Origin of the sequence: Synechococcus sp. H70.1 (assembly GCF_047502705.1) — a bacterium.
In the GTDB taxonomy this organism is placed as follows: Bacteria; Cyanobacteriota; Cyanobacteriia; order Thermostichales; family Thermostichaceae; genus Thermostichus.
Map to the genome: position 1 here is coordinate 2,327 of NZ_JANSIV010000050.1, position 5,599 is coordinate 7,925.

Here is a 5,599-nt window from a genome sequence, read left to right on the forward strand (position 1 = left end):
GCTCAGCGGCGCTCTAGCCAATACCGGTAGATGGGTAACCCCAACTGCAGGCATTGCCACTCCCGCTCGGTAGGAATGCCAAAGGGGTTGTCCTCGATGGGCCCTTGATGGGGATTCCAAAACTGCGGATGCTCTAGGAAGCGGTCAACCATCTCCTCAGCAACTTCCTGCACGTCCGACTGTAAAAAGACGGGGCTGCCCGGTTGCAGCAGCAGCGCCAGATCCGCCACCAGTTGCGGCTGGACAATCCGCCGCTTGTGGTGGCGCTTTTTAAACCAGGGATCCGGAAAGAGGATGGTCACACGGCTGAGATCGCCAGGGGCAAACAGAGACCTTAGGGAAACATTGACGTTGGCAAAGAGAAAGTAGACGTTGTCCAGTCCCAGCTCCTCACGCCAAGCATTGGCCCGCTCCACCAGCGGCTGCCGAATTTCTACCCCCAAAAAGTTCCAGTCCGGCTGTTCCTGGGCCAAGCGCAGTAGAAAGCGTCCGCTCCCGCTGCCGATATCCAAGTGAAAGGGTTGCCCCAGCCGCCGATATACCCGTTCCCAGTGGGGTGGAGCGGCGGGCTGTTGGTACTGGGCCTGCAGGGGGTTGACGTGTTGCCGCAGCCGCTGGCCAAGCCCCTTTTGCAACGGGAGGTCAGCCCAGGGTGGAGAAGAAGAGCTCTTCTCCGCTTGACTTTTAAGACTTCGCTGTTGCACTTCTGGGGTCATCAGCCACCTCCTGCTGCCAGCTTCGGTCCTTGCAGAGGGGATCCCAAAACCCTCCCCCCACGCGGGAAAGGGTAACATCAGCTACCACTGGAGGCTGTCGATGACCTGCCGCAGGATCTGGGCCGAGCGGTGCAGTTGCTGCTGCTCGCTCTCGGTGAGGGACATGACCAGCGTGCGCTCCACCCCTTGCCGACCGACCACCCTGGGCAAGCTAAGGCAGACCTCCGGCAGACCATACTCCCCCTGGGTGAGGCTGCTCACGGTTAAAACGCGCCGCTGATCCCGCACCAGGGCCTGGACAATCTGCGCTACCCCTAGGCCAATGGCGTAGCTTGTGGCCCCTTTGCGGCGGATGATCTCGTAGGCGGCATTGCGCACCTGCTCGAAGATATCGCCCAAATGGGCGGGATCCCACTCCGGCAAGATCTGGCCAATCGGCGTGCCGGCAATGTTGACCTTGCTCCAGACGGCCACCTCGCTATCCCCATGTTCGCCGATGATGTAGGCGTGGAGGCTGCGCGGATCCACCCCCAGCCGCTGGGCCAAAAGGTAGCGGAAGCGGGCCGTATCCAAAATCGTTCCTGACCCAATCACCTGCCCCGCCGGCAGCCCCGACAACTTTAGAGAAACATAGGTCATGACATCGACGGGGTTGCTCACCACCAAGAAAATGGCACTGGGGCAGTGCTCCCTCAGGGCCGGGATCAGGCTTTTGAAGATCTCAACATTGCGGTGAGCCAAATCCAAGCGGGTTTCCCCAGGCCGCTGCTTGGCCCCTGCCGTTAAAATCACCACGTCGGACCCGGCGCAGTCGGCCAGCTCCCCTGCCCAGATCCGCGTCGGCTCGACAAAAGGGATCCCATGCACCAGATCCATCACTTCGCCTTCCAGCTTGGCGCGGTCGATATCGTAAAGAACCAGCTCGTCTAGCGTGTTCTGGATAACCATGGCGTAGGCACAGGCCATGCCCACTTGCCCGGCGCCGATGATAGCTCCCTTCAAAAGGCGACGAGAATCCCGCTGCTCCCTCTGCCGCTGAGGGGGCGAGGGGGGTTGGTGCCCAGAAACCGTCATGGCTTAACCTCTTCTCTTTGCTCTCCAGCTTAAACCCGCCTTGCTCCTTGGCAGCGGTGCCCTAGCTGGGCTCGGCAAAACCCCGCAGCAGCTGGGCAGATTCCGCCTCACTCAGGCCCTTGGCCTGCAGCAGTACCCCAAAGCTTCCTAGCCCTAGCGGATCAAGCAGGGCCTGGAGGGCAAAGCGCCGCCGCAACACCTGCCCCACCTCCTCTGCCCCCTCTTGGCTAAGGGCGGCCAGGCGTTCCGCCAGCCCCAGGTTTACTAGAAAACAGCTTTGCTGCGTGAAGCCTAGCCGCTTTAGTCCTAGAGATTCCCCTACCTGTTCCAGAGTGGTAAAGTCCACATGGGCAGTGAGGTCTTGGCACCCCACCCAACCATAGGGATCCGCAGAAGTGCCGTGGCGGCGGTAAGCCAGGAGCGTGCCCTGGGAGCGCTGGGGACTGTAGTAGCGCTGGGCAGGGTAGCCGTAATCGATAGTCAGCACGTAGCCCCGCCTCAGCTTGCGGGCCAGGAGCTGCAGCCACTCCAGAGCCTTGAGATTGACCTCAGTTTGGTAGCCAGAGGGGTAGGTGGTAATTGCAATCCCCAGCCGGGCAAAGTACGCTTCCAGAGCAGGTGTCGAGGGATCCCCCAGAACCTCTTGAAACCTTCCCTCTGCCCAATCCACGTAGATTTCCCGTAAAGACCCCCCCTGCACCTGCACTCGGTGGACGGGGAAGGCGTCCACCAGCTCATTGGAGAAGAAACAGCCAGTTACCGCCTCCTCGGGGATCTCCTCCCACGTGAGCCAGCGCACCTTCTCCCCAAAGCCAGCCAGGCGCTCCTGCTGCAGCCGCCGCAAAGAGGCAGAGCGCTCCAGGATCCCGTACTCTAGAGCCTGCCACAACGCAGGGTAAGCTGAGCGCACGTAGGCTAGCCAATCTTCAGCCAGGCAACCGCTGCCCGCTCCCATCTCAATCACCGCAAAAGGAGAAGGGGATCCCAGGACTTGCCAGAATTGGCAGATTTGCTCAGCCAACAGGTGAGCAAAGTCCGGCGCCAGCTGGGGAGCAGTCAAGTAGTCAGGGCCAATCGGGTAGTCCCGCTCGTAGTAGCCTAGCCCTGGCTCATAGAGGGCCCACTCCATGAACTGAGCAAAAGTTACTGGCCCCTGGGCACGAATGCGGCTGGCGATGAGATCGCGCAGTGGCTGATTGGTCTGAAGGTGCAGCAAAGACAAGCCTAAGGGCTGGGGTAGAGACAAACTCACTGCTTCAAAGAGCGACGCCAGTTTTGGCGAAACTGACGGTTAGTTAAGAGCAGCACCGGCCAAAGAGCTGAGACTAGCCATTTTCCAGATCCCGAGTAGATACGGTCTGCCTTGCGGACCGAGTACCAAACACCCCCCGCATAGATTGCCAAGAGCAAAAGAGGCCACATCTTCCGCTCATCCTGCAAACGCCGGCCAGGTGGTTGAGGGATCCCCTTCAGTAGGCATCCTGCAACTCATAAAAGTCGGGCGTAATGTAGTCTTTGCGCAGTGGCCACCCAATCCAGTCTTCTGGCATCAGGATCCGCTTTAGGTTGGGGTGACCCTCAAAAATAATACCGTACATGTCGTAAGTCTCACGCTCCTGCCAGTCAGCCGACTTCCAGATCCAGTACACCGAAGGCACCCGCGGGTTGTCGCGGGGCAGCTTGACCTGGAGGCGCACCTCTGGCGGGCGATCAGCTCCGTCGGTCAGCTTAACTAAGTGGTAAAGGCTAACCAACGGCTGGCCCGCCCCTAGATCATAGCCGCACTGGCAGGCAAGATAGTTAAAGCCATAGGCGTAGAGAGCGGTACACACCGGCAGGAGAAAGTCCCGCTCCACTTCCAAAAGCTCTACTCCAGCAGCATCTCTACCCAGATACTGGTGGTCGAAGCCGTTTTCGGCCAGAAACTGGGAAACTGGGCCCCGCTCTCCTCTCACCAAAGACTCTGCTGCTTCAGGGCCAGAAGACGGAGTTGCCGGTGTCTGTGGGTCGGTCATCTCACACCCCTCCTTGCAAAGCTTTGAGCTGTTGCTCTACCCGCTTGAAGTCAGCCGTCTGCAAGGCCGGCGGCACCGGCAGGCCGATGGCGGCAGCTAGCTCTGGCGGCGGGGCTTGGCGGGATTCGCTCTCTAGGTACTTGCCAGTAATGATCTCGGGCACAGGTTTGAGGTTGTGCTTGACGGTGTAGTAGCGGTGGGTTTGCTGTAGACGGCCCCGCTCCCGCATATCTTCGGCAGCAATCTTCTTGCGCAGCTTCACAATGGCGTCCATGATTGCCTCGGGGCGAGGTGGGCAGCCAGGAATGTACACATCCACGGGGATAAGCTTATCCACCCCTCGCACAGCGGTGTAGGAATCCGAGCTAAACATGCCGCCGCTGATGGTGCAGGCTCCCATGGCAATTACGTACTTGGGCTCGGGCATCTGCTGGTAGAGCTTCACCAGCGCCGGCGCCATCTTCATGGTTACTGTTCCAGCGGTAATGAGCAAATCAGCGGTGCGCGGCGACGTCCGAGGCAATAGGCCAAAGCGGTCGAAATCAAAGCGGGATCCCAGCATTGCCGCAAACTCAATAAAGCAGCAGGCAGTGCCATAGAGCAGCGGCCAGAGGCTGGACATCTTGGCCCAGTTGTACAGGTCGTTGACGGTTGTGAGAATAACGTTGTTGGAAAGATCGGTAGTAACTTGCGGAGGAGAGGTCGGAAACAGGACTTCAGGCTCTCTAGAGGTCATGACCATTCCAGCGCTCCTTTTCTCCAAGCGTATACAAGAGCCACCACAAGGATGGCAATGAAAATTAAGGCCTCTACAAATGCCAGCAGCCCCAAGCGGTGAAAGGCTACTGCCCAAGGATAGAGGAATACAGTTTCCACATCGAAAATGACGAAGGCCAGCGCAAACATGTAGTAGCGGATGTTGAACTGAATCCAGGCCTGCCCAAACGGCTCCATCCCTGACTCATAGGTGCTGCTCCGCAGGTATCCCCGCCGCTTGGGAGACAGGCGTGCCGAGGCTCCTAGAGCCAAAGCTGGCAGCAGCGCGCAGACAATTAGGAAAGCCAGCAGGTACTCGTAGCCGGATAAGACAAACACGACGCCAGACTGCCTCAGCTGCTCAACATTTAGATACGTTTTCAGTATAGAGCCACTCAGCGGTCTCCTGGTGCCGGCGGATCTTCAGTTTTGTTGATGGTCTGGATTGCGCGACCAGCGTTTCTCTAGCCAGCTCCACACGCCGCTTAGTAGAGCACTGGCTACCAGAAGCCCCAGCAGCGGCTGGAACAGGGGCAGCCACAGCCGCAGCCAAAGCTTGTAGCCCAGGAGGATCCCAAAGAAGGCTGCTATTACTGAGAAGACAAACCAGACAAAACCGGCAAACATCAAAAGGGCCAGGGCAATGAGAAAAGAGTCCAACCAGCGCTTCCAGCTAGAGACCTTCATGGAGAGATGCAGCTAAAACAGGCCAAGTCTTTCAAATCCTAGCTCTACTGCCCAGATCCCTGCTTGCTAGGACCCATTGCGGTCATGAAGGCCCTACTAGCTTCCCCTCAGGCTTTGCCGCCGATGGCGCTAGGCCGTCTCTCATTTTTCTTGGCAAGCGGCTAGGATCAAGCTACACCGTGTCCCTCCAACAACTCCCTGCAATGCCTCCTCCCTGGCAACGCACAACGGTTTTTCTCAACCTCTTGGGGGGGCTTCTCCTCATCGGCAGTGGTATTGCGGTTGGGATGGTGCTTCCCCTCGAGGCTCAACTTCAGCCCCCGGCTGAGATCCTCACTCTTATACACATCT

At 58.8% G+C, this 5,599-nt stretch carries 8 protein-coding genes; all 8 read right to left on the bottom strand.

Annotated features, from left to right (window positions below; translation table 11 throughout):
- Nucleotides 1-2: 2 nt before the first annotated feature.
- Nucleotides 3-716: a tRNA (guanosine(46)-N7)-methyltransferase TrmB gene (gene trmB, locus NW827_RS03925; protein ID WP_414362586.1), complete on the bottom strand. Its 714-nt coding sequence runs from the start codon at nt 714-716 to the stop codon at nt 3-5.
- Nucleotides 717-797: 81 nt separating this feature from the next.
- Nucleotides 798-1,718, bottom strand: a complete 921-nt coding sequence (locus tag NW827_RS03930; protein WP_414403555.1) for an L-lactate dehydrogenase — start codon at nt 1,716-1,718, stop codon at nt 798-800.
- Nucleotides 1,719-1,851: 133 nt separating this feature from the next.
- Nucleotides 1,852-3,036, bottom strand: coding sequence for a class I SAM-dependent methyltransferase (locus NW827_RS03935; RefSeq protein WP_414403441.1), 1,185 nt, complete (start codon nt 3,034-3,036; stop codon nt 1,852-1,854).
- Nucleotides 3,037-3,259: 223 nt separating this feature from the next.
- Nucleotides 3,260-3,805, bottom strand: a complete 546-nt coding sequence (locus tag NW827_RS03940; RefSeq protein ID WP_414362588.1) for an NAD(P)H-quinone oxidoreductase subunit J — start codon at nt 3,803-3,805, stop codon at nt 3,260-3,262.
- A 1-nt stretch (nt 3,806) separates the two neighbouring features.
- Nucleotides 3,807-4,547 carry an NADH dehydrogenase subunit K gene (locus NW827_RS03945; RefSeq protein ID WP_414362589.1) on the bottom strand — a complete coding sequence of 247 codons (741 nt, stop codon included), beginning with the start codon at nt 4,545-4,547 and terminating at the stop codon, nt 3,807-3,809.
- Entirely contained in the window at nt 4,538-4,900 is a 363-nt protein-coding gene (ndhC, locus tag NW827_RS03950; protein ID WP_414362590.1) for a photosynthetic/respiratory NAD(P)H-quinone oxidoreductase subunit C, read from the bottom strand. Before ndhC ends, NW827_RS03945 begins: the two co-directional genes overlap by 10 nt.
- Nucleotides 4,901-4,984: 84 nt before the next feature.
- A complete protein-coding gene (locus tag NW827_RS03955; protein WP_414362591.1) occupies nt 4,985-5,248 on the bottom strand; it encodes a hypothetical protein in 264 nt (87 codons plus the stop codon).
- A gap of 167 nt (nt 5,249-5,415) precedes the next feature.
- Nucleotides 5,416-5,599, bottom strand: a 184-nt coding sequence (locus tag NW827_RS03960; protein ID WP_414503361.1) for a hypothetical protein, incomplete at its 5' end; no start/stop codon positions are given.

Coding starts and splice junctions, on each gene's coding strand:
- trmB (WP_414362586.1), bottom strand. CDS start 716: ATGACCCCAGAAGTGCAACAGCGAAGTCTTAAAAGTCAAGCGGAGAAG.
- NW827_RS03940 (WP_414362588.1), bottom strand. CDS start 3,805: ATGACCGACCCACAGACACCGGCAACTCCGTCTTCTGGCCCTGAAGCA.
- NW827_RS03945 (WP_414362589.1), bottom strand. CDS start 4,547: ATGGTCATGACCTCTAGAGAGCCTGAAGTCCTGTTTCCGACCTCTCCT.
- NW827_RS03955 (WP_414362591.1), bottom strand. CDS start 5,248: ATGAAGGTCTCTAGCTGGAAGCGCTGGTTGGACTCTTTTCTCATTGCC.